At 32.6% G+C, this 20,669-nt stretch carries 20 protein-coding genes; 18 read left to right on the top strand and 2 right to left on the bottom strand.

Annotated features, from left to right (window positions below; all coding sequences use genetic code 11):
• The first annotated feature begins 55 nt into the window (after positions 1 to 55).
• Positions 56 to 2,062: an NAD-dependent DNA ligase LigA gene (gene ligA / locus B0A66_RS11245; protein ID WP_089050055.1), complete on the top strand. Its 2,007-nt coding sequence runs from the start codon at positions 56 to 58 to the stop codon at positions 2,060 to 2,062.
• Complete coding sequence (locus B0A66_RS11250) at positions 2,049 to 2,741, top strand: hypothetical protein (RefSeq protein WP_089049936.1); 693 nt, start codon at positions 2,049 to 2,051, stop codon at positions 2,739 to 2,741. Before ligA ends, B0A66_RS11250 begins: the two co-directional genes overlap by 14 nt.
• On the opposite strand, the gene B0A66_RS11255 is transcribed toward B0A66_RS11250, so the two are convergent.
• On the bottom strand, positions 2,731 to 3,642 hold the full coding sequence (locus B0A66_RS11255; protein WP_089049937.1) for a bifunctional metallophosphatase/5'-nucleotidase: 912 nt from the start codon (positions 3,640 to 3,642) through the stop codon (positions 2,731 to 2,733). The genes B0A66_RS11250 and B0A66_RS11255 overlap by 11 nt on opposite strands.
• Before the next feature lie 54 nt (positions 3,643 to 3,696).
• Positions 3,697 to 4,476: a 5'-nucleotidase C-terminal domain-containing protein gene (locus tag B0A66_RS11260; RefSeq protein ID WP_089049938.1), complete on the bottom strand. Its 780-nt coding sequence runs from the start codon at positions 4,474 to 4,476 to the stop codon at positions 3,697 to 3,699.
• Between the two features lie 62 nt (positions 4,477 to 4,538).
• On the opposite strand from B0A66_RS11260, the gene B0A66_RS11265 reads away from it, so the two are divergent.
• The 16 genes from B0A66_RS11265 (at position 4,539) to prfH (ending at position 20,666) form a co-directional block, all read left to right on the top strand.
• Positions 4,539 to 5,036 (top strand): DUF6913 domain-containing protein, encoded by a 498-nt coding sequence (locus tag B0A66_RS11265; protein ID WP_394335252.1) that lies wholly within the window; start codon positions 4,539 to 4,541, stop codon positions 5,034 to 5,036.
• 15 nt (positions 5,037 to 5,051) lie between these two features.
• Entirely contained in the window at positions 5,052 to 5,945 is an 894-nt protein-coding gene (gene dapA / locus B0A66_RS11270) for a 4-hydroxy-tetrahydrodipicolinate synthase (RefSeq protein WP_089049940.1), read from the top strand.
• Between the two features lie 125 nt (positions 5,946 to 6,070).
• Positions 6,071 to 6,865, top strand: coding sequence for an outer membrane protein assembly factor BamD (locus B0A66_RS11275; RefSeq protein WP_089049941.1), 795 nt, complete (start codon positions 6,071 to 6,073; stop codon positions 6,863 to 6,865).
• 9 nt (positions 6,866 to 6,874) lie between these two features.
• Positions 6,875 to 7,192, top strand: coding sequence for a DNA-directed RNA polymerase subunit omega (locus tag B0A66_RS11280; protein ID WP_007807938.1), 318 nt, complete (start codon positions 6,875 to 6,877; stop codon positions 7,190 to 7,192).
• Positions 7,193 to 7,201: 9 nt separating this feature from the next.
• On the top strand, positions 7,202 to 8,410 hold the full coding sequence (gene coaBC / locus B0A66_RS11285; RefSeq protein ID WP_089049942.1) for a bifunctional phosphopantothenoylcysteine decarboxylase/phosphopantothenate--cysteine ligase CoaBC: 1,209 nt from the start codon (positions 7,202 to 7,204) through the stop codon (positions 8,408 to 8,410).
• Between the two features lie 73 nt (positions 8,411 to 8,483).
• A complete protein-coding gene (porD, locus tag B0A66_RS11290; RefSeq protein WP_089049943.1) occupies positions 8,484 to 9,371 on the top strand; it encodes a type IX secretion system protein PorD in 888 nt (295 codons plus the stop codon).
• A 53-nt stretch (positions 9,372 to 9,424) separates the two neighbouring features.
• Entirely contained in the window at positions 9,425 to 11,077 is a 1,653-nt protein-coding gene (recN, locus tag B0A66_RS11295) for a DNA repair protein RecN (protein WP_089049944.1), read from the top strand.
• 10 nt (positions 11,078 to 11,087) lie between these two features.
• Positions 11,088 to 11,615, top strand: coding sequence for a tetratricopeptide repeat protein (locus B0A66_RS11300; protein WP_089049945.1), 528 nt, complete (start codon positions 11,088 to 11,090; stop codon positions 11,613 to 11,615).
• An 11-nt stretch (positions 11,616 to 11,626) separates the two neighbouring features.
• A complete protein-coding gene (fabV, locus tag B0A66_RS11305) occupies positions 11,627 to 12,817 on the top strand; it encodes an enoyl-ACP reductase FabV (protein ID WP_089049946.1) in 1,191 nt (396 codons plus the stop codon).
• 126 nt (positions 12,818 to 12,943) lie between these two features.
• A complete protein-coding gene (locus tag B0A66_RS11310; RefSeq protein ID WP_089049947.1) occupies positions 12,944 to 13,942 on the top strand; it encodes a glycosyltransferase in 999 nt (332 codons plus the stop codon).
• Between the two features lies 1 nt (position 13,943).
• The gene (gene coaE / locus B0A66_RS11315) at positions 13,944 to 14,540 is read left to right on the top strand and encodes a dephospho-CoA kinase (RefSeq protein ID WP_089049948.1); all 597 of its coding nucleotides are present in this window, start codon (positions 13,944 to 13,946) and stop codon (positions 14,538 to 14,540) included.
• A gap of 59 nt (positions 14,541 to 14,599) precedes the next feature.
• Positions 14,600 to 16,186: a sensor histidine kinase gene (locus tag B0A66_RS11320; protein ID WP_089049949.1), complete on the top strand. Its 1,587-nt coding sequence runs from the start codon at positions 14,600 to 14,602 to the stop codon at positions 16,184 to 16,186.
• A 3-nt stretch (positions 16,187 to 16,189) separates the two neighbouring features.
• Positions 16,190 to 16,906 (top strand): response regulator transcription factor, encoded by a 717-nt coding sequence (locus B0A66_RS11325; RefSeq protein ID WP_089049950.1) that lies wholly within the window; start codon positions 16,190 to 16,192, stop codon positions 16,904 to 16,906.
• A gap of 916 nt (positions 16,907 to 17,822) precedes the next feature.
• Complete coding sequence (locus B0A66_RS11330; protein WP_089049951.1) at positions 17,823 to 18,569, top strand: hypothetical protein; 747 nt, start codon at positions 17,823 to 17,825, stop codon at positions 18,567 to 18,569.
• A 3-nt stretch (positions 18,570 to 18,572) separates the two neighbouring features.
• Positions 18,573 to 19,964, top strand: a complete 1,392-nt coding sequence (locus B0A66_RS11335) for an RtcB family protein (RefSeq protein WP_089049952.1) — start codon at positions 18,573 to 18,575, stop codon at positions 19,962 to 19,964.
• 12 nt (positions 19,965 to 19,976) lie between these two features.
• Positions 19,977 to 20,666 (top strand): peptide chain release factor H, encoded by a 690-nt coding sequence (gene prfH, locus B0A66_RS11340; protein WP_089049953.1) that lies wholly within the window; start codon positions 19,977 to 19,979, stop codon positions 20,664 to 20,666.
• Positions 20,667 to 20,669: the final 3 nt, after the last annotated feature.

Genomic DNA, 20,669 nt, shown 5'->3' on the forward strand with positions numbered 1-20,669 from the left:
TAATTTTGATGTACAGTTATTCCAAATTACAATAAGCATCATTTTAGTATCTTTTATGAGTATTCAAGACACAATTCAAACCCTACGAAACGAACTTAATCAGCACAATTACAATTATTACGTACTTGATAATGCCACAATTTCAGATTATGATTTTGATGTAAAATTAAAAGAACTGCAAGATTTAGAGAATAAGCATCCTGAATTTTTTGATGCACATTCGCCAACACAAAGAGTGGGAGGTACTGTTACCAAAAACTTCAAAACTATCGCGCATCAATACCGTATGTACTCTTTAGATAATTCCTATTCTAAAGAAGACTTATTAGATTGGGAAAATAGAATTCAGCGCGTTTTAGGAAATGTTAGTTTGCAATATACCTGTGAACTAAAATACGACGGAGCTTCTATTAGCATAACCTATGAAAATGGAAAATTAGTTCAGGCACTTACACGCGGAGATGGTTTTCAGGGTGATGAGGTTACCAATAACATCAAAACCATCAAATCAATTCCTTTACAACTAAAAGGAAATTATCCGGATAAATTCGATATCCGAGGCGAGATCATTTTGCCTTTTGCCGGTTTCGAAAAAATGAATCAGGAATTAATAGAAATAGGAGAAACGCCTTATTCAAACCCAAGAAATACAGCTTCCGGAAGTTTAAAATTACAAGACAGTGCTGAGGTAGCCAAACGTCCGTTAGAATGTTTATTATATTTTGTTACAGGAAATAATTTACCGTTCTCTTCTCAAATTGAAGGATTAGAATCTGCCAGAAATTGGGGATTCAAAGTTCCTAACGAAGCAAAATTAGTCAATAATATGCACGAAGTTTTCGATTTTATTGATTACTGGGACGTGCACCGTCATACATTACCTTATGAAACAGATGGTGTTGTTATAAAAGTAAACAGCATTCAGCATCAGGAGGAACTTGGGTATACATCAAAATCACCAAGATGGGCAATTGCCTATAAATTTAAATCAGAGCAGGTTTCAACCAAACTAAATTCGATTACGTATCAAGTAGGACGAACAGGTGCTATTACACCAGTCGCCAATTTAGCACCAGTTCAATTGGCAGGAACTATAGTGAAAAGAGCTTCTTTACATAATGCAGATCAAATTGAGAAATTAGATATCAGGATAAATGACACCGTTTTTGTAGAAAAAGGAGGAGAAATTATTCCGAAAATTATCGCCGTTGATTTAGAAAAGCGTCCAGAGAATTCAGAAGTAACGCATTATATCACACATTGCCCTGAATGTCATACCGAATTAGTTCGAAATGCAGGTGAAGCCAATCATTATTGTCCTAATTTCTATGAATGTCCTCCACAGATTATTGGTAGAATTCAGCATTATATTTCCAGAAAAGCGATGGATATCGAAGGACTTGGTGGGGAAACAGTTGCTTTACTTTTCAAGCACGGTCTTGTTCACAATTATGCAGATTTATACGAATTGAAGGTGGATGATATTTTGCATTTAGAAAGAATGGCAAAAAAATCGGCTGAAAACCTCGTGAATGGTGTTGAAAAATCAAAAGAAATCCCGTTTGAGAGCGTTCTTTTTGCACTCGGAATACGTTTTGTTGGAGAAACAGTAGCCAAAAAGTTAGCCAAGCATTACAAAAATATCGATGCTTTAAGCAAAGCTACTTTAATGGAACTGATTTTAGTAGATGAGATAGGAGATCGTATTGCGAGAAGCGTAATCGAGTTTTTTGAAAACGAAGAAAATATAAAAAGTATTGATCGCTTAAAAACATACGGTGTTCAGTTTGAAGTCGTAGAAAAAATTAATCCCAATGCAACCGAAAAATTCCTTGGTAAAACATTTGTAGTTTCGGGTGTTTTTGCTCAATTCTCGAGAGATGAGTTGAAAAAAGCAATAGAAGATAACGGTGGAAAAGTAGGAAGTTCAATTTCTGCCAAAACTGATTTTGTCGTTGCCGGCGATAATATGGGACCCGCTAAGTTAGAGAAAGCCAATAAATTAAACATTCCGATATTGTCCGAAGAAGATTTTATAACCAAACTGAATGAAAGCGAATAAACCATCGTTGATTTTGTATTTTTTAGCCCTGATTTCTGCAATATTTTTTGATTGCATGAAAGAGGATATTTTAGCAACGTACGCTAAATCTATTGTCCTTCCGGCGATTTTTTTCTACTTTCTAACAAGTAATAATTTTAAAATACAAAAAACAGAAGCGTTTATTTTCTTATTTTGTTTTATAGGTCAGGTATACGATTTAATGGGTGTAGAAACCTCTGAAATAGGAGGTGTTCTTTGTTTTTTTATAGTATATCTGTTACTCTTAAAGCTTATCGTTTTTGATCATAAAAAAATAAGACTACGTAGAAAGGATATTTTACCTCTTTCTATCGTAGTCATATTTATAATTTATCTGCTAATCTCAGTGCTGGGACTGCAATCTGCGAACATGAAGAAGTATAATTTTATTTATACGTCTTATGGAATCATACTTAGTATTCTTTGTTACTTCTCGTATGCCAACTACATCACCAAAGGATCTAATGTTACATTATTAATGACTTTGATGACGACTTGTTATATGTTTTCTGATATATTCTATATCTTCAATGTATACTTTTCGTATTCCATTGTTCTAGTTTTAATTCGTGATGCAACACAAATTCTGGCTTACCTTTTTATGGTCGTATATTTTTTAGCAAAAAGAAGAACCACTAAAAAAAGAATTACACAATAATAGATCTTCCTTGATTAGTATGAGCTTTATTTTTATCAAAATAAAAATCTATTCTTCCCAAATTAATACCATAACATCCCACTTGATTCACCAGGACTTTTTCGCCCGCTTTATTTTGTACAATAGTAGGTTTATCTAAGAAAGTATGTGTGTGTCCGCCAATAATTAAATCAATATCCTGAGTCAATTCTGCTAATTTAAGATCAGAAATTTTAGTATCATTATCTCTGTATTTGTATCCCAAGTGCGAAAGACAAATAACCAAATCACATTTTTCCTGCTTCTTCAATAATTGCGTCATATCCTGAGCAATTTCTACAGGATCATTATAAACAGTTTCTTTATACAATTTTTTATCAACCAAACCGCTCATTTCAATTCCTAAACCAAAAACACCTACTTTAATTCCGTTTTTATTGAAAATTTTATAAGGTTTAACCAATCCGTTCATCACAGTATTAGTAAAATCGTAGTTAGAACAGATAAATTCAAAAGTAGCATGTGGCATCTGAGCATATAAACCGTCAAGACCATTATCGAAATCATGATTTCCTATAGTTGAAGCATCATATTTCATTGTACTCATTAACTTAAATTCGATTTCTCCACCGTAATAATTAAAATACGGAGTTCCCTGAAAAATATCTCCGGCATCTAATAAAAGAACATTCGGGTTTTCTTTACGGATCGATTCAATTAGTGCTGCTCTGCGAGAAACACCACCTTGGTTAGGATTACGAGGATCATCAGCAGGAAAAGGATCAATATGGCTGTGAACGTCGTTAGTATGTAAAATAGTTAAGTGTTTAATATCGTTAGTTTCAAAACTGCTCAAAGACAAGCCTAAGCTTAATAAAGCAGTACTTGCAGCCGTTTTTTCGATAAATTCTCTTCTTTTCATTTTGTATTTTTTGTGCGGAACGCGAATAGTATTTTTGATTTAAATCTAAGTAGGTTATTCTTCTGTAATTCGAATGTCCTTTATAACCGGAATTGTATCGACTTCTTTAAAGTAATCAATCAAGACATTACGAAGTTTATATTCTAAATCAAATTTCTGAGTATGTTTTAAGAAAAAGTTCATGCTGTCTCCTCCGTTTGCCAAATAGTCATTTGTCGCAACATAATAGGTTTTATTGCTATCAAGCGGTTTTCCCTGAACAAGAATATTTTTAGCTGTATTATCTTTTGAAATTGTAAAAGTCATTCCGGCTAACGGATGAGGTTTGTTCTCCTTAATTATATAGGTAGCCATTTCTAAGATTTGTTCTCCCTTTAATGCCAGTACAACAAGGTTATTTTCAAAAGGCATGATTTCAAATGCAGTTCTTGTTGTAACATTTCCTTTTGGAAGGATTGCTCTGATTCCGCCATGATTTAGAAAACAAATGTCCAGATCTTTCTTTTCACGGGCTTTGAAAACAGCATTTCCTCTTTGTAAACAAACATCAGCCATTAAATTACCAATAGTTGTTTGCCATTTTCCGGTACTTTTTTCTAAGGTTTCAGGAGAATAGGCCAAAACATTATCCAGATCTTTATTGATATGCTCGCGATATGGAGCGATAAATTTTTCAATTTCAGGTGTTTCTGCAACTTTTTCGTTTACTGGAAGTTGCTTTCCTTCGATCTTTGTTAGAGTATAATTTTTTTGGCTACAGGAAACTGTAAAAAAAAGTGTTAAGAATATAACAAAAAGTTTTAAAACCCCGTTATACTTTTTTAGATTTACCATCTTAAATGCGACTTAAATAATTAATTTTGTAATCTGGTAAAAATACTATGTTTTTGAATTATATGAGGGATTTTTTTGTAAAAAAAACATTAAATAATAACTTGAACAAGTTCAAAAACGAAGTCTTTACAAGTAACGTGCAAACAATTGGTTTACTGGTCGATGAAAGCGATTTTCAAAATTCCGAAGCGTTAATAAACGAATTGGTTTTACAGGGAATAGCTCCTGAAAACATAAAAATTGTAGCGTACAAAAGTAAATTTAAAGAGAAAGAAACGTATTCGAAACCAACATTTGGTAAAAAACATATCAATTGGAAGGGAAATATTGAAGCCGATTTTTTACTTGAATTTACGGAAACAAAATTTGATCTTTTGATTAGTTACTATACTATTGAAAATAATATTTTAATGATGGTAACAAGTGAGTCAAAAGCTAAATTTAAAGTTGGTTTTTCATCAGTCGATCCAAGATTAAATCGATTAATGATTGATACCACTCTGGAAAATTATAAACTTTTCATTTTTGAACTGTTTAAGTATTTAAAGAACATTAAATAAAATACAAATTATAATATGCAATCATTAATAGGTACTGGAGTTGCGCTTGTAACGCCATTTAAGAAAGATTTCTCAATTGATATTGAAGCATTACAGCGAATAGTTAATTTTTCGATAGACGGAGGAGTTGAATATCTTGTAGTTATGGGAACAACAGCAGAGAATGCTACCCTGACACAAGCCGAAAAAGAATTAGTTATCCAAACAGTAATTGATACTAATAAAGGAAGATTGCCTTTAGTACTTGGTGTTGGAGGTAATAATACAATGCAGGTTGTAGAAGAGTTAAAGACAAGAGATTTTTCAGCTTTTGAAGCAATTCTTTCTGTTTCTCCTTATTATAATAAACCAACACAAGAAGGAATTTATCAGCATTTTAAAGCCGTTGCAGAAGCGTCGCCAATTCCGGTGATTTTATATAACGTTCCGGGAAGAACATCAAGTAATATGCTTCCTGCTACAGTAATTCGTCTTGCAAAGGATTTTGATAATGTTGTAGCCATAAAAGAAGCGGCTGGTGATGTTGTACAGGCGATGCAAATAATAAAAAATGCACCAAAGGATTTTCTTGTAATTTCAGGAGATGATATGATCGCATTGCCAATAGTTTTGGCGGGTGGAGCAGGTGTAATATCTGTAATCGGACAAGGTTTTCCAAAAGAATTTTCAGAAATGATTCGTTTAGGTCTCAATAAAAAAGTAAATGAAGCGTTTAAAACGCAATACTTTTTAGCAGATTGTATCGATATGATTTTCGAGCAAGGAAATCCTGCCGGAATCAAACAAGTGTTTCAATCCCTTGGTATCGCTGATAACACAGTGCGTTTACCATTAGTAACAGTCGATGATTCGCTGGCAAACAGATTAAACGAATTTGTAAAAAGCAGCATAAGAGTAGAGCAGGATTAAGGGTGTTTTAATATACCAAAAAAATATTTTGTAGTAGCTAAATTAATAACTAAATTTGCCACCGGAACTTCGGTGTGATTTTGCTTAGGCATAATTGTCTAAGAAATCATAATAAAAGTAATAAAATGAAAAAAATAGTATCTCTATTAATTGTTATTGTCCTTTTTTGTTCTTGTAGTGAATACCAAAAAACATTGAAAAATGAAGATGTTGCTGCGAAATTTGAAATGGCAACAAAAATGTACGATGCAGGTAAATATTCAAAAGCTATTCGTCTTTTTGAGCAATTAGCAACGAGTTATAGAGGTAAACCTCAGGCAGAAAAATTATTTTATATGTTTGCCCAGTCTTACTATAAAACAAGACAATATTATTTAGCAGGTTACCAGTTCGAAAGCTTTGCTTCAGGATATCCACGAAGCGAAAAAGTACAGGAAGCAGCATTTCTTGGTGCTTACAGTTATTCAAAGTTAGCACCGGTTTACAGTTTAGATCAAACAGATACTGTAAAAGCTTTAGAGAAATTACAGGCATTTATAGACAATTATCCAAATTCAGAATACATCCCACAAGCAAATGAGGTTGTGAAAGTATTGAGTGGGAAATTAGAGAAAAAAGCATACGAAAACGCAAAAGGATATAACACAATTTCAGATTACAAATCAGCTTTAGTAGCTTTTGATAATTTTATTGCTGATTATCCGGGTACTCCATTTAAAGAGGATGCGTTGTTCTACAAATACGATTCAGCCTATAAATTAGCAATTAATAGTATTAATTCAAAAATGCAGGATCGTTTAAATGTTGCTAAAGTAGCTTATAACAATTTGATTAAGTTTAACAGCAACACAAAATACAAAAAAGAGGCAGACGAAATGAATGCCAGAGTTGAAACAGATTTACAAAAATTTACTAAATAAAATAAAGTCATGGATTTAAAAAAGACGAATGCTCCTGTAAATACAATAACATACAATAAAACTGTTATTGAAGAGCCAACAGGAAATGTGTATGAAGCAATTACCATTATGGCTAAAAGAGCAAATCAAATTAATTCTGAAATTAAAAAAGAATTAACTGAGAAATTAGAGGAGTTTGCTACTTACAATGACAGTCTTGAAGAAGTTTTTGAAAATAAAGAACAAATTGAAGTTTCTAAATTTTACGAAAAATTACCTAAACCACACGCTTTAGCCGTTCAGGAATGGTTAGATGGTAAAACTTACCACAGAGGTTCAAACAAATAATACAGTATAATGTCAGTTTTAAACGGAAAGAAAATTTTACTGGGGGTTTCTGGTGGAATTGCAGCGTATAAAACAGCCTCATTAGTACGACTTTTTATAAAAGCAGGTGCACATGTCCAAGTGATAATGACACCTGCTTCTAAGGATTTTGTAACACCACTTACATTATCAACCTTATCAAAGAATCCAGTACATTCCAGTTTTTTTAATCAGGATGATGAGGATGCTGTTTGGAATAATCATGTTGAATTAGCACTTTGGGCTGATATCATGTTAATTGCTCCTGCAACAGCAAATACGTTGTCAAAAATGACAACAGGAAACTGCGATAATCTTTTAATAGCTACCTATTTATCAGCTAAATGTCCAGTTTATTTTGCTCCGGCAATGGATTTGGATATGTACAAACATCCTTCTACAATAGCAAGTTTTACAGCCTTAAAACAATTTGGTAATGTTATGATTCCTGCAGAAAGCGGAGAATTGGCAAGTGGCTTATCCGGAGAAGGCAGAATGGCAGAGCCGGAAAATATTGTTGCTTTTCTTGAAGCTGATTTAGAAAGTAAATTGCCATTAAAAGGAAAAAAAATCTTAATTACAGCCGGACCAACATACGAAGCAATAGATCCTGTACGTTTTATAGGAAATCATTCCTCAGGAAAAATGGGTTTTGATATCGCAAACGAAGCAGCAAGTTTAGGAGCAAGTGTAATTTTAGTTTCCGGACCAACACATTTTAGGCCTAAGAATTCTGCTGTTGAAGTTGTAGATGTTGTTTCTGCACAGGAAATGTACGATGCTTGTCATTTGTATTTTGACACCGTAGATGTTGCGATTGCAGCAGCAGCAGTTGCAGATTACAGACCAAAAGTCGTAGCTTTACAAAAGATTAAAAAAGTTTCAAGTGAATTTTCAATTGAGCTCGAGAAAACCAAAGATATTTTGTCTTCATTGGGAAGTATTAAGAAAGAGCAATTTTTAATTGGATTTGCATTAGAAACAGAAAATGAAATTGAAAATGCTAAGTTGAAAATTCAGAAAAAAAACTTAGATTTGATAGTTCTAAATTCCTTACAAGATGAAGGGGCTGGTTTTAAAAAAGCAACGAATAAAGTAACTTTTATTGATAAAGATTTTAAAATCGAACCAATGGAATTGAAGAGTAAAGAATCTGTAGCTACTGATATTTTAAATAAAGTAGTGGCACATTTTTTATAATACCACAAAGTTTTTAAATTAGAGCTGCATTCTAAGTAGTGAAAGATTTTCGCTAATAGCAAATAGTATTTTTATGAATAATAAAATAGTTACTCTCTTCGTATTTTTAATTTTTGGCTTTTCACAAGCGCAACAGCTAAATTGTACCGTAACTATAAATACAGACAGGCTTACAAATCCTAATCAGCAGGTTTTTAAAACCCTGCAAACTGCATTATCAGAATTTGTAAATAAGACAGACTGGACAGGAGTTGCTTTAAAGCAAAACGAAAGAATAAACTGTTCGATGTATGTTACTTTAGCCTCTAATAATTCAGATCAGTTTACAGGAACAATCCAGGTGCAGTCCTCAAGAGTTATTTATAATTCAACGTATTCTTCGCCAATTTTCAATTACAACGACAAAGATTTTAATTTTAGGTATACAGAAAACGAACCGTTACTTTTTAATCCAAGTGTTTTTGAGTCTAATTTAGTATCTGTAGTTTCTTTTTACAGTTACATCATTTTAGGTATGGATGCAGATTCGTTCTTGTCCGGTGGAGGAAACACCTATTTTGAAACTGCACAAAGTATTGCAAGTGTTGCGCAACAAGGAGGTTTTAAAGGTTGGGGACAGGCAGATGGACTTCAGAATCGTTATTTTTTGATTAATGATATGATTTCTCCAACATATTCAGATTTTAGACAGGTCATGTTTTTATACCACACAGGTTTAGATTTTATGGGTACTGATTTAAAACAGTCCAAAGAGAAAGTTAAGAATTCACTATTACTTTTTAATAAATTGTATTCGGTTAAGCCCAATGCGTTTTTGACTCGTATATTTTTTGATGCAAAATCAGATGAAATAGTTTCTGTTTTTTCAGGAGGACCAAATGTTCAAATCAGTGATTTAACAGATGTTTTGAATAAAGTTTCTCCGTTAAATAATACGAAATGGACTCAAATTAAATTTTAAAGCATTCACAATTTACATCTTCTCCATTAATTTTATATTTACACATTTATTATATGATTACTTCGCTGTCAATTAAAAACTATGCCCTTATTGAAAAATTAGCAATTGATTTCTCAAAAGGTTTTTCTATAATTACAGGTGAAACAGGTGCAGGGAAATCTATTATTTTAGGTGCTTTAGGATTGGTTCTAGGGAAAAGAGCAGACTTGACATCACTCAAAAATAAAGAAGAGAAATGTGTAATCGAAGCACAGTTTGAAATTTCAAAATACAACTTAAAAGAATTTTTTCAGGCGAATGATTTAGATTATGAAGATGAAACTATTATTAGACGTGAAATTCTGCCTTCAGGAAAATCGCGAGCTTTTATTAATGATAGTCCTGTAAATCTTCAGGAATTACAAGAGTTAAGTCTGTTTTTGATTGATATTCATTCACAACAGCAAACTCAGGAGCTATCAGACGAAAATGTTCAGTTCAAAATTATCGATGCTATTGCTAATAATTTTGACACTATTTCAGCATATCAAAAACTACTTAAGGTTTATAAAGCAGAGAAAACAAAATTAAATGCTTTATTAAAAAAACAAAGCGATTCAGGTAAAGAGCAGGAATACAATACTTTTTTACTGAATGAGCTTGTTACTGCAAAACTTAAATCAGGAGAGCAGGAAGAATTAGAGGCAGAGTTTGAAAAGTTAAACAATGTTGAAATAATCAAAGAATCGATTGATAAGTCTCTGGTAATTGCAAACGAAGAACAATTTGGTGTTTTTCATAATTTGAATGAGATTAAGGCCTCATTGCAGAAAATAGCACCCTTCTCGGTAGATTATCAAAATTTGCTTGAAAGAGTTACAAGTGTAGCAATAGAATTTGATGATGTTTCAAAAGAACTGCAAAACGTTTCTGAAAAATTATTAAATGATCCTGAGAGATTAGAATTAACCAATCAAAAGTTGCAGTTAATTTACAATTTACAAAAGAAACACCAAGTAACAACCGTTGATGAATTGCTTCAAGTTCAGGCTAATTTAGAAAATGCTGTAATTGAGTTAGGTAATATCGAAGAAGAAATTGCGACTTTATCAGCTTCAATAGAGCAAAAAGCAATCGAGTTAGATGCTTTTTCAGCAACAATTCATGATAACAGAACAACTGCTATTCCGGTTTTGTCAAATCAGTTAATTACCATTTTAGAGACTTTAGGAATGCCAAACGTTCGCTTTAAAATGGAGCTTTTACCATCTGAAACTTTTTTCCAAAACGGAAAAGATGAATTACAGTTCTTGTTCTCAGCAAATAAAGGAACTGATTTTGGTCTGCTTAAAAAAGTGGCTTCAGGAGGAGAGATGTCTCGTATTATGCTGGCTGTAAAAGCTATTTTGGCACAATACTCTAAATTGCCAACCTTGATTTTTGACGAAATTGATACAGGAGTTTCCGGAGAAATCGCCATAAGAATGGGAGAGATAATGAAAGAAATGAGTGCAAAAATGCAAGTTTTTGCTATTACACATTTACCTCAGATAGCGGCAAAAGGAGATTCGCATTTTAAAGTGTTTAAGTCCACCATACAAGATGCTACTCAATCAGAATTAAAATTATTGTCTCAGGAAGAAAGAATTACTGAAATTGCACAAATGCTTTCAGGAGCAAATATTTCTGATTCGGCATTAAATCACGCAAAAGAATTATTAAACTAAGAATATAGATATGGAGAGTTTGAGTTTTTATGAAAACCAATTTATTAAGGCAGATTCGCTAATTTCTGATGGCAATATCGCTGACGGAAAAGAATTGCTTGAAGATATATTGTCTCAATATCCGGATTTTGGAAAAGCACACAATCACTTAGGCTGGATTTATTATAATAAGCTAAGTAATCATGATAAAGGTATTTTTCATTATAAACTGGCAATGAAATTTGAGCCTAAATACCCGGCTCCTTACATAAATTACACCTATTTGCTTATTGATTTAGGAAGATATGCAGAAGCAAAAGAGCATGTAGAATTTACAAAGCAACATCTTGAAAACTTCGATGATTCTTCGTATAATAGCGAATTAGGAAGAATGGCAGAGTATGAAAGTCAGTACACCCTTGCTTATAATTATTACAGGTTAGCAAAGAAAAATGCATTAAACCCAAATTTTATAGACAATATGAATGCGAACATGAAAAGGGTTAAAGATAAAATGTCTATTTTTGAAAAATTAAAATTGAAATTGAATAAACAATAAATAATTACAAAATGATCATAGAACCTAGAATGAGAGGATTTATTTGTTTGACATCACACCCTAAAGGATGCGAACAAAATGTAAAAAATCAAATTGAATACATTAAATCAAAAGGACCAATTGCCGGGGCAAAAAAAGTACTGGTTATTGGTGCGTCTACTGGTTTTGGGTTAGCTTCAAGAATAACAAGTGCCTTTGGATCTGATGCTGCTACAATTGGAGTATTTTTTGAAAAACCACCATTAGAAGGAAAAACAGCTTCTCCAGGCTGGTACAATTCTGCAGCTTTCGAATCTGAAGCTCATAAAGCAGGATTATATGCAAAAAGTATTAATGGAGATGCTTTTTCAAACGAAATCAAAAGACAAACATTAGATTTAATAAAAGCTGATTTAGGACAAGTAGATCTTGTAATTTACAGTTTGGCTTCACCAGTTCGTGTACACCCTACAACAGGAGTTACACATCGTTCAGTTCTTAAACCAATCGGACAAACTTTTACCAATAAAACAGTTGATTTCCATACAGGAAATGTTACTGAGGTTTCTATTGCACCAGCTAACGAAGAAGATATCGAAAATACAGTTACGGTAATGGGCGGTGAAGACTGGGCTATGTGGATGGACGCTTTAAAAGACGAAAATCTTTTAGCAGAAGGCGCTACAACAGTTGCTTATTCTTATATAGGGCCATCATTAACAGAAGCTGTTTATCGTAAAGGTACAATTGGTCGCGCAAAAGATCATTTAGAAGCGACAGCATTTTCTATAACAGATAGTTTGAAAACTATTGGTGGAAAAGCATACGTATCTGTAAACAAAGCTTTAGTTACACAAGCAAGTTCTGCAATTCCGGTTATTCCTTTATATATTTCACTTTTATATAAAATTATGAAAGAAGAAGGAATTCACGAAGGCTGCATCGAGCAAATTCAGCGTTTGTTTCAAGACAGATTGTATACTGGAGAAGCAGTTCCTACAGACGACAAAGGAAGAATCAGAATCGATGATTGGGAAATGCGTGATGATGTTCAGGAAAAAGTAGCAAAACTTTGGCTGGAAGCAACTACAGAGACATTACCGGAAATTGGTGATCTAGCTGGTTACAAAAATGATTTTTTAAATTTATTTGGATTTGAATTTGCAGGAGTAGATTACAAAGCAGATACAAATGAGGTAATAAACATAGAGAGTATCAAATAAGGACTTTATTTTAATAAAAATCAAAACCATCAGCCAAAAGTTGATGGTTTTTTTGTGAATATAACATATCTTTGTTAAAATTTTGAAGTTTAAAAAAAATCCACTTTAAATATCGCATAACGCATTATGATTTTTTCTTTAATTATACCCGTGTATAATCGCCCGGATGAAGTAGATGAACTATTAGAAAGCTTAGTTAAATCTGATTATAATGAAGCTTTTGAAATTGTTTTAGTCGAAGATGGTTCGTCAATTCCTTGTAAAGATGTTGTAATGAACTATCAGGGAAAACTAAATATATCCTACTATTTTAAAGAAAACTCAGGACCGGGAGATTCGAGAAATTTTGGAATGCAAAAAGCCAGAGGAGATTATTTTTTAATTTTTGATTCAGATTGTATTATTCCGCCAAATTATCTGACTGAAGTTCGTAAAGAATTGGATAAGAAATACGTAGATTGTTTTGGAGGTCCTGACAGAGCATTAGCTAGTTTCTCGGACATTCAAAAAGCGATTAATTTTGCAATGACCTCATTTCTTACTACAGGAGGAATACGTGGAGGATCTGAAAAGATTAATAAATTTCAGCCAAGAAGTTTCAATATGGGAATTTCAAAGAAAGCTTTTATAGTTTCGAAAGGGTTTGGTAATATTCATCCAGGTGAAGATCCTGATTTATCAATTCGCCTATGGAATTTAGGTTTTGAAACAAGATTGTTCCCGGAAGCCTTTGTGTATCACAAACGCAGAATAGATTGGGAGAAATTTTCTATTCAGGTAAATAAATTTGGAATTGCAAGACCAATCTTAAATAGTTGGTATCCAGAGCATAATAAAGTAACTTTTTTCTTTCCTACAGTTTTTATGTTAGGATTATTGTTAGCTTTAGTATTGTTAATTTTTAACATTCATTATTTATTACAATTATATTTTGTATATTACATAATAATATTTCTAACATCAACTGTACAGAATAAAAGCATAAAAATTGGATATCTTTCTGTTATAGCAGTGTGGAAACAGTTTTATGGTTATGGAACAGGTTTTTTAGAATCGTTTGTAAAAGTTATTCTGTTAAAGAGAAAACCGCAAGAGGCTTTTCCTCGTATGTTTTTTAAGATATAATATGACAAAAATTATTGGCTTGACAGGAGGAATTGGCAGTGGTAAAACAACTGTTGCAAATTATTTTCAGGAAATGGGAGTGCCTGTTTACATAGCAGATGATGGAGCCAAAAAGGTTATGCAGTCGGAAGAAGTCATTGAAAAAATAAAAATAACTTTCGGTGAAAATATCTTTGAAGAAGGTGTTCTTAATAGAGCAAATTTGGCTGACATTGTTTTTAATAATGCTGAAGAGTTAAAAAAATTAAATGCAATAGTGCATCCGGCTGTAAAAAAGGATTTTCAGGCCTGGTTATTGCAACATAAAAAGTATACATACGTTATATATGAAGCTGCAATTCTATTCGAAAGCGGTAGTTATAAAGATTGTGATGTTATCATAACAGTTACTGCACCAGAAGAGATTAGAATTGAAAGGGTTTTAAAACGCGATAATACCACAAGAGCGCAAGTTTTAAGCCGCATGAATATGCAATTGAATGACGAAATTCGAATTTCAAAGAGCAATTATGTTATTAATAACGATAATCTTAAAAAAGCTAAAGAAGAAATTGTTGAAATTGTTAAAATTTTAGGTATAAAGCAAAATCAGTCTTAAATGTTAATATTTGGTTAATGTATTATTTAGTATATTGTTAAAATATTAATTTTGTTTCGATGAATAAATTATTTTTTAGAATACTGGTTTTACTTATGAGCTTGTCCTTAATCGGGATCATTTTAGTTCAGGTATATTGGTTCAATTCTTCATTTAAAAACAATGACGAGCAATTTAAATACCACGTTACGCAAGTCATTGGAAATGTAGCTGATAAATTAGAGCAGCAAGAAGAGTATAGCTTTTACGATAAATACAATCGAATAAAAGATAGTACGGGTAAAATTCCAAAGAAAGAAGATTTACTGGAGGTATTATACGTTCAAAGAAATACCAAAACTAATAAAACAATTGTATATTCAAATACACTTACTTCTGAGGATTACGATATAAGCGGATCATTGTTTAATAAAAAATTTAGCAGTGAAAGATTTAAAAATTTTAGTTCAAAAAGAGTAACAGAAATTTACAATAATAACAATAATATTGACAATAATGCTTTAGGACAAAGTATTATACCAGATATTAAAATTGAAAAATCTGGAAGTTTAGATATTTTAAATAAAGTACAGCAACAAATTCAATATAAAGATATTGCGTCGCTGACACCTATAGAAGGAAGGATTACAAAAGATAAACTGTATAAGTTATTACGTAAAGAATTAGAAGAATATGGCGTAAAAACCAAATTTGAATTTGGAATTTACAGCAGTGGATTAGCAACGAAAATAAAATCAGACGGTTTTCATTTTGATAACGATGCTACCTACAATATTCCAATTTATACAGATAATGAGGGAAATAGCAGATACGAACTATTAGTAACGTTTCCTCATAAAAAGAAGTTCTTATTGTCGGAATTACTGAGTATTACAATACTGTCAATAATTTTTACATTAATTATAATAGTGGCATACACAAGTGCATTAAATCAATTGTTGCGTCAAAAACATATTTCCGAGATCAAAACAGATTTCATTAATAACATGACACACGAGTTTAAAACTCCAATTGCGACAATAAATTTAGCGCTTGATGCGATCAAGAATCCTAAAATTATTGAAGATAAAGAAAAAGTGTTTCGATATCTGCAAATGATCAGGGATGAGAATAAGAGAATGCATGCTCAGGTAGAAAATGTACTTCGAATCTCTAAATTAGAAAAAAGAGAACTCGATATTACAAAAGAACCAACTGTAATTCATGATATTATCGATGATGCAATTGAACATGTAAATTTAATTTTAGAAGATAGACAAGGAACTGTTGTTAAGCATTTTAATGCTGCAAGAACAACAAGCTTAATAAATGAAGTTCATTTTACAAACGTCTTGGTTAATATTTTAGAAAACGCAATAAAATATTCACCTGATAGACCTGAAATTGAGATTTTTACAGAGAATGTAAAAGACATGATTTTAATAAAAGTAAAAGATAATGGTCTTGGTATGAGTAAGATAGCTCAAAAAAGGGTTTTTGAGAAATTTTACAGAGAACATACCGGAGATCTACATAATGTAAAAGGTCACGGCTTAGGTCTGGCTTATGTAAAGAGGATAGTAGAAGACCATAACGGTCAAGTGTATGTTGAAAGCGAAAAAGGAAAAGGTAGCACCTTTATAATAAAAATACCATTAATAAATTAAAATATGGAAAATAATAACAAAAGAATACTTTTAGTAGAAGATGACCTGAATTTTGGGGCGGTTCTTAAAGATTATTTAATGTTAAATGACTTTGAAGTTACTTTAGCTAAAAACGGTATGGAAGGTTTCGAAAAGTTCAAGAAGGACGTATATGATTTATGTATTCTTGACGTAATGATGCCGTATAAAGATGGTTATACTTTAGCAAAAGAAATTAGAGAAAAAAATAGCGAAGTGCCAATTATATTCTTAACAGCAAAATCTATGAAAGAAGATGTGTTAAAAGGATATAAAGCAGGTGCAGATGATTACCTTAATAAACCTTTTGATTCAGAAGTTTTATTAATGAAAATCAAAGCCATTATTCAAAGAAAATCTGCTGATACAAAAGCAGAACAAGTTCAGTTTGAATTTAACATTGGTAAATTCCATTTAAATTCTAAACTTCGATTCCTAACATTCGAAAGCGAAGATCCAATCAAATTGTCTCCAAAAGAGAACGAATTGCTTAAAATGTTAATTCTGCACGAAAATGACTTAATGCCAAGAGAATTAGCATTGACTAAAATTTGGAGAGATGATAACTACTTTACTTCAAGAAGTATGGACGTTTACATTGCCAAACTTAGAAAATATCTAAAATCTGACGAAGATGTAGAAATCCTTAACATCCACGGTGAAGGATTCAGATTAGTAGTAAAAAGCAAAGTTGCAGAATAAATTAGTTCCACACTAAGACACTAGTTCACACAAAACAAAATAGAAGCTCTGAGAAATCAGAGCTTTTTTTATGCTCTCATTTTACCTTTGACAAAAAATAAGGATTGGTTTTGCTTACTTATGTAACGCGGATCTTACTGATTCGCTATGCAAAAACGCGGATTAAAACGGATTTTTTATACTTTTTTTATAATAGGCTCATTATAGGCGCCTATTTTATACGCCCTTTTTTGTCCTTTCTAGGTACGAGAAATCTTCGCAAGAAACTCTACTAAGGGGTAGACTTTCATTGCGGAGCTACTAGCGAAAATTTACTTCGTCAGTCATTTTCGCTCTAGTCTAATAAGACAAAACTGTGGTTGTTTCCTTTGTTTATGTTCCAAAAAAAATCACGGTTTTAAAATTGAATTCACTCTTTTTAATCATTTGAAGCTTAATCCTGCTGTCCGCTATATCTTTTTTTGGCTGAAAAAGCCAAAAAAAGGATGCCGCTTCCATCAGGGCTATTATCTTGGTTATTAATTAGATAATTCCTTTTTTAAATATTATTTTATTTCTTGTTTTGTTTTTAATCTAAATTTTCTCAATAATTATTTGGAAAATAGAAAAAGTATTTTGAATATTTGCAGACGAAAAAAATAATAACCCTTTAATAAACGAAGAACAATGTTTGTATTTACATCAACATCTCAAAGCTTCACATCAAACAAATTTGGTGTCATGCTTCTTCGTGGCCTATTTCAATCTTAGAAAATCATTTTTAGATATACAAAAAGCCCGAAGACATTTAGTTTCGGGCTTTTTTTTATTCTAGACACTTCAAATCTTCCCGAATAAACGATTTTAAAATTTGTCCTCACGGATAAAATGGTATAGCCTCTTTTTGGCTATTAATTTAATGCACTATAATTTTTTTATGGAAAATTATACAGCAGAGGAGTATGCTTTGTGCTCTCGCTTTAAAAATAAAAGAACAAAGAAAAGATTAGTAAAAGAAGATTTTGAAAAACAATTAAGACAGTTAAGAAAACAGGAAGTTGAACTCTGGAAAAAACGACAAAATTTGCCATTGGTTCCTTTAGCAACACCTTATCAAAAAGGTTGGGAACGCAGTTTTGTGCTAAGAGAAGATATAGCAAGATCAAATGACGCTTCTTTTTATAAAACATTGTTGGAAAAGATCAATACATGGCAACATTCTCCTGAAAAATCTTTCAAGAAAAAGAAAAAAAGGAAAAGAAAACATGTATATGTCGAAAAGCTTCAAACAGTTAAAGAGTTTTCTGAATCAGAATGGAGAAGTCCAAAATTAACATTAACCGAAAAAGAGAAAATGCATTTTTATAAGAGGGAACGATGGTGTTCTAATTGTAAACGCTATAAAATTCATTATGTATTTAATGAGCCATGGCGCTATGTATTTCGCGTTAAACCGTACATGATAACGCATACTAAAATGGTTGATGCAGATTTCGAAAGCGAAATTCAGATTCTTGACAATTACATTACTAATCTTGATTTAAGACATAAGATAAACAAATTAGTAGATGGCTTTTCTTACCATTGGAGTTATTATCAAAAAGAAAATCCAAGGGAGATAAGCCCAATTAAAAATAAAAGCCTACATGTATTGTATCAGCAATATGTAGACGAAATGATATAAATCATGGGAAATAAATTATCAGGAAAGGACCTTATTAAGATAGGTTTTCCAAAGAACAATTCAATAAATATAGCCTTAGGGCAAATAAACAGATATAGAAAAAGAGATAAAAAAGAATCTATTCTAACAGAAGCCAAAGAGGTTTTACTTCATCCTGAAAAGTTTGAAGGACACGGAACATGGGGAAAAGTTGCCGAAGGTTTGATAAAACCAGTTCAGGTAAGAATGCATCAGCTAAAGACAACACGAGTTCCTTTTACCATTTTTGGAGAAAACGAAATAGACGATCAGGCTAAATTTCAATTGTATGATTCTTTAAAATTACCAATTTCAGTAGCAGGAGCATTAATGCCAGATGCACATTCAGGATATGGATTACCCATTGGTGGTGTGCTTGCAACAGATAATGCGGTTATTCCTTATGGAGTAGGTGTTGATATAGGATGTAGAATGAGCTTGTCAATTTTTGATTTGCCAGCTTCTTATTTTAAAGGAAAAGAACATCAGTTACAGGCAATTTTAAAAGACAATACCAAATTTGGAATGAATGAAACGCATCAGGTAAAAGCAGATCATGACGTTTTTTACAAGAGTGAGTTTCAGGATATACCGTTGTTAAAGAATTTACTGCCAAAAGCTTACAAACAGTTGGGGAGTTCTGGCGGAGGAAATCATTTTGTTGAATTTGGAATCGCAAAAATCGACAACCCTGAAAACGAATGGAAATTAGTTCCAGGTGAATATTTTGCCGTTTTATCACACAGTGGATCACGTGGCTTGGGAGCTAATATCGCGAAACATTACACCTATCTGGCAACCAAGCAATGTCCATTACCAAAGAATGTACAGCATTTGGCATGGTTAGATTTGAATACTCATGATGGTCAGGAATATTGGCTGGCAATGAATTTAGCCGGTGAATACGCGAAAGCCTGTCATGATGATATTCACAGAAGAATTGCTAAAGCGATTGGTAAAAGAGTTGTGGTTACGATAGAAAATCACCACAATTTTGCCTGGAAAGAAATGGTAAACGGTCAGGAATGTATTGTGCATCGAAAAGGAGCTACTCCGGCTGCAGAAGGTCAATTAGGAATTATACCAGGATCTATGACTGCTCCGGGGTATATTGTAAAAGGTAAAGGAAATCCGGAGAGTTTAAACTCAGCATCGCATGGAGCAGGACGCTTGTTTTCAAGAGCCAAATGTAAAAGTACTTTCACGCAAAGTGAGATTAAAAAGGTACTAAAAGCCCATGATGTTGCTTTAATCGGAGGAAATATTGATGAAGCACCAATGGCGTACAAAGACATTACAAAAGTAATGGGCAATCAAACTGATCTGGTGGAAGTTTTGGGAACTTTTACGCCTAAAATTGTTAGAATGGATCGCTAAAAGGAAAAAATTATGGAAAAAATAATTCAAATAACAGCAGGTCGCGGACCTGCAGAATGCACCTGGGTTGTGGCTCAGGTGCTTAAAAAAATACTAGAAGAAGCACAGGACAAAAATATTGAAACAGTTTTGCTTCAACGAGAGGTTGGCGAAGAAAACGGAACAGTAGAAACAGCTACAATATCTTTAAAAGGAAAAGATGCGGTAGTATTTGCCAATTCTTGGATTGGAACGGTACAATGGATAGGACAAAGTCAGTTTCGGAAAATGCATAAACGTAAAAACTGGTTTATAGGCATTTTTGAAATAGAAGCACAAAAGAATGCTTCTATCTCGCTAAACGATATTCAATATCAGGCAATGCGCAGTTCCGGTGCGGGAGGACAACACGTCAATAAAGTAAGTTCTGCCATACGTGCAACGCATATTCCAACAGGAATTGCGGTGGTTTCAATGGACAGCCGTTCGCAGCATCAAAATAAAAAACTGGCGACAGAACGATTATTAAAAAAATTGGAAGAAGAAAACCTTCGACAGCTTAAGAATCATGTAGGAAGTCAATGGGAAAATCAGTTGAATATCCAGCGTGGTAATCCTGTTCGGGTTTTTACAGGAAGTGACTTTAAAAAAAATAAAGTTCAGCAAAGCTACAAAGGAGTTCGTCAGAAACTAAAAAACGATTTGCGAAATGAGCGTAATTAAAAA

This window comes from Flavobacterium hercynium, assembly GCF_002217285.1.
Taxonomy (GTDB): Bacteria; Bacteroidota; Bacteroidia; order Flavobacteriales; family Flavobacteriaceae; genus Flavobacterium; species Flavobacterium hercynium.

Bases quoted from the DNA above. Each gene is read 5' to 3' on its own strand.
- ligA (WP_089050055.1), top strand. From the start codon at position 56: ATGAGTATTCAAGACACAATTCAAACCCTACGAAACGAACTTAATCAG.
- B0A66_RS11250 (WP_089049936.1), top strand. From the start codon at position 2,049: ATGAAAGCGAATAAACCATCGTTGATTTTGTATTTTTTAGCCCTGATT.
- B0A66_RS11260 (WP_089049938.1), bottom strand. From the start codon at position 4,476: ATGGTAAATCTAAAAAAGTATAACGGGGTTTTAAAACTTTTTGTTATA.
- B0A66_RS11310 (WP_089049947.1), top strand. From the start codon at position 12,944: ATGATTTTTTCTTTAATTATACCCGTGTATAATCGCCCGGATGAAGTA.
- B0A66_RS11275 (WP_089049941.1), top strand. From the start codon at position 6,071: ATGAAAAAAATAGTATCTCTATTAATTGTTATTGTCCTTTTTTGTTCT.
- B0A66_RS11255 (WP_089049937.1), bottom strand. From the start codon at position 3,642: ATGAAAAGAAGAGAATTTATCGAAAAAACGGCTGCAAGTACTGCTTTA.
- B0A66_RS11335 (WP_089049952.1), top strand. From the start codon at position 18,573: ATGGGAAATAAATTATCAGGAAAGGACCTTATTAAGATAGGTTTTCCA.
- recN (WP_089049944.1), top strand. From the start codon at position 9,425: ATGATTACTTCGCTGTCAATTAAAAACTATGCCCTTATTGAAAAATTA.
- B0A66_RS11330 (WP_089049951.1), top strand. From the start codon at position 17,823: ATGGAAAATTATACAGCAGAGGAGTATGCTTTGTGCTCTCGCTTTAAA.
- coaE (WP_089049948.1), top strand. From the start codon at position 13,944: ATGACAAAAATTATTGGCTTGACAGGAGGAATTGGCAGTGGTAAAACA.
- B0A66_RS11265 (WP_394335252.1), top strand. From the start codon at position 4,539: ATGAGGGATTTTTTTGTAAAAAAAACATTAAATAATAACTTGAACAAG.
- B0A66_RS11320 (WP_089049949.1), top strand. From the start codon at position 14,600: ATGAATAAATTATTTTTTAGAATACTGGTTTTACTTATGAGCTTGTCC.
- dapA (WP_089049940.1), top strand. From the start codon at position 5,052: ATGCAATCATTAATAGGTACTGGAGTTGCGCTTGTAACGCCATTTAAG.
- porD (WP_089049943.1), top strand. From the start codon at position 8,484: ATGAATAATAAAATAGTTACTCTCTTCGTATTTTTAATTTTTGGCTTT.
- coaBC (WP_089049942.1), top strand. From the start codon at position 7,202: ATGTCAGTTTTAAACGGAAAGAAAATTTTACTGGGGGTTTCTGGTGGA.
- B0A66_RS11325 (WP_089049950.1), top strand. From the start codon at position 16,190: ATGGAAAATAATAACAAAAGAATACTTTTAGTAGAAGATGACCTGAAT.
- prfH (WP_089049953.1), top strand. From the start codon at position 19,977: ATGGAAAAAATAATTCAAATAACAGCAGGTCGCGGACCTGCAGAATGC.
- B0A66_RS11300 (WP_089049945.1), top strand. From the start codon at position 11,088: ATGGAGAGTTTGAGTTTTTATGAAAACCAATTTATTAAGGCAGATTCG.
- fabV (WP_089049946.1), top strand. From the start codon at position 11,627: ATGATCATAGAACCTAGAATGAGAGGATTTATTTGTTTGACATCACAC.
- B0A66_RS11280 (WP_007807938.1), top strand. From the start codon at position 6,875: ATGGATTTAAAAAAGACGAATGCTCCTGTAAATACAATAACATACAAT.